Genomic DNA, 2,790 nt, shown 5'->3' on the forward strand with positions numbered 1-2,790 from the left:
CCTTATTCAACTTTCTTTCTTGTAACCAATAGGAAAGGATCATAAGCACGAGTGGTAAACATAGCACCAATATTTTTGTGCGTGCATATAAAGTTCCATTCAATATATAAGAGAACATTGGGAAAACAAACATTAAAATCAACAGAATCGATAGTTTCCTTGTCTTTTCAAATTGAATTCCTTGAAATAGGGCAATCCAGCTAATCACAGTCAATCCACATCCATAGCTATCATAGACAAGTCCTTTTAGAGTAAAGTTTGGAATTAATAAATTAAATAGGTTGGTTTGTACAACAGATTTATGATTGTTTAAAATCAAATATCCGGTTGGTAGCCATAAAATTGTAGCCATACCAACACCAATAAGAATCGGAATCAGAATATCTTTTATCGTATGGTTTTGATCATAATCATATAAAAGCAAAATCAATATCATGCCTGGCGTATAGAAATAGTTATGGAAAAGTGCCATACATACACATAGGCTAATCCATTGTCTTTTATTTTTATCTATTAAAATCATCGAAAGAAATAAAAAGGGAAGAATTTCTATAAACATGATTTGTTGGTGGGACTGAAAGAAGCAATTGGCGCATATGCAACATATGCTTGAAAAAAAGCTTACTGTGTCTTTGTATCCTTTATTTCTTAGCCAGCAATAACAAAGTCCTCCTGTAGATGACCATAGAAGTGTTGCATAACCTATAATAAAGAAATGTATTGGAATATTTGGAAATAAATAAGAAACTAAAACGTCTGGCCTTAATAGTCCATAATATGAAAAACTAAAGGCATTGGTTTGTCCTTGAAGATTCGCAAAACTATCTGGAAGTAATTGTTGGGTCTGTCGAAAATAGTCTGCCAAAGATATATGTTGGGATAACCAGTCTAACTTTGATCCATACATGGAATATGTGGATACACAGAGTACAAATAAAATGGGTAATATAAATAGTATTGTAATGTAAAACGTATCTCTCTTTTTCATGGTTTTACTATACAAAATAAATCTTAAGTATCGACAAAAGGAAATATTAAATTTTCATAAATATATTAAGAAGATTTAAGAAATGCATAAGTAGAGTGTTAAGAAATGTTTGATAGAATTTTTTTGGTGATGAAAATGAAAAAGTTATTATTATGCATCTTAAGTTTAATGCTTTGTCTAAATACATCCGTAATTCATGCCCAAGAGCCTGAATCTTTAATGATTGTGGCCCATCCGGATGATGAAACAATTTGGGGTGGATCTCATTTAATCAATGGAAATTACACGGTTTTATGTATTACGAATGGAAACAATAAAAAAAGAAAAAAAGAATTTATGAAGGTAATGGAGAAGACACATTCTAAAGGAATTATTTTATCTTTTCCAGATAAGACAAAGGGGAAGCGTGATAACTGGAAGTCTTGTAAAAAGGATATTCAAAGAGAGATAAAAAAAGAAATCGATTCCAAAGACTGGGACAAAATTGTAACGCATAATCCGGATGGAGAATATGGGCATATCCATCATAAAAAGGTATCTAAGTATGTTACCATGATTTTAAAAAAAGAAGATAAGACAAATCAGCTTGTATATTTTGGTACGTATACATCAAAGAAAAACAAGGCTGAATTAAAGAATGAAAAGAAATTATCCAAAAAAGATTATGATAAGAAATTGGATATCATTCAATTGTATTCTTCGCAATCGAAAGTGATGGATCATTTACATCATATGTTGCCTTATGAAAATTGGAAACCCTATAGTAATTGGGGTAAAATAGAATAAAAGAAAGGGGATGTGAACATGCAGACGCGTATTTTAGTGGCGGATGACAATGCAGAAATCCGTGAAATATTAAGAATTTTATTAACTGGCGAAGGCTATGAAGTGATTGAAGCCAAAGATGGAAACGAGGTCCTTCAATTGTTTGATTCTTCCATCGATTTAATCGTCCTTGATATTATGATGCCGAATATGAATGGTTACCAGACTTGTTTAAAGCTTCGTGAAACAAGCAATGTCCCTATCTTATTTTTAACAGCCAAAGGATTAGATTCGGATAAGACGCTTGGTTTTTCAAGTGGTGCCGATGACTATTTGGCAAAGCCTTTTTCGTATAGTGAATTAACGGCAAGAGTTAAAGCTTTACTTCGTCGTTATCAAGTCTATAAGGGTAAAAAAGAAGAAATATTACTTGATACAGAAAAGGATTTAAGTATGGATGGTCTTACTTTGCGTTATGCCCAACAAAATGCAGAGGTCAATGGAAAGGAAGTTGAATTAACGGATATTGAATTTAATATTTTGAGTACGTTGATGAAGAATCCTAAACAAATTTTTTCAGCTGAACAATTGTATGAAAAAGCATGGAATGAGCCGTATTATTATTCGGCAAATAATACAATCATGGTTCATATTCGTAATCTTAGAAAGAAAATCGAGAAGGATCCCGCCAATCCAGTATACATAAAAACAATTTGGGGAAAGGGGTATCGTTTTGAATAAAAAAATAACGAGACTGTATCTTTCCCTTCTTGTTTTTTTATTGAGTTTTTTCGCAATATATTCTCAAAGATTTGTCGTATACGATTATTTAAATACTCATTATAAGTATTCTGATACTTTATCTAAAGAAAAAATAAAAGAGGCGAAAGCTTATTTAGATGAACAAGAACAAGTGGATTTTATGAACCACACTCAAATTCGTAAAGATTTAAATCAATTATTAAAAAAGGGAAGTTATCAAGTCATTTTATATAAAACAAAATCAAATAAACCAGATGATAAAGTCATCGATTCTA

3 protein-coding genes and 1 pseudogene are annotated in these 2,790 nt (G+C 31.3%); 3 read left to right on the forward strand and 1 reads right to left on the reverse strand.

Annotated features, from left to right (window positions below):
• Positions 1-523: pseudogene (locus ACZQCL_RS07305) on the reverse strand (hypothetical protein); the annotation flags it as partial.
• Between the two features lie 600 nt (positions 524-1,123).
• Here ACZQCL_RS07305 and ACZQCL_RS07310 point away from each other — a divergent pair.
• The 3 genes from ACZQCL_RS07310 to ACZQCL_RS07320 all read left to right on the forward strand — a co-directional run.
• Positions 1,124-1,774 carry a PIG-L family deacetylase gene (locus ACZQCL_RS07310; protein ID WP_418520710.1) on the forward strand — a complete coding sequence of 217 codons (651 nt, stop codon included), beginning with the start codon at positions 1,124-1,126 and terminating at the stop codon, positions 1,772-1,774.
• 18 nt (positions 1,775-1,792) lie between these two features.
• Positions 1,793-2,494, forward strand: coding sequence for a response regulator transcription factor (locus ACZQCL_RS07315; RefSeq protein ID WP_117925741.1), 702 nt, complete (start codon positions 1,793-1,795; stop codon positions 2,492-2,494).
• A gap of 40 nt (positions 2,495-2,534) precedes the next feature.
• The coding region (locus ACZQCL_RS07320) for a hypothetical protein (protein WP_482482501.1) at positions 2,535-2,790 on the forward strand (256 nt) is incomplete at its 3' end.

Source organism: Holdemanella sp. (assembly GCF_056804935.1).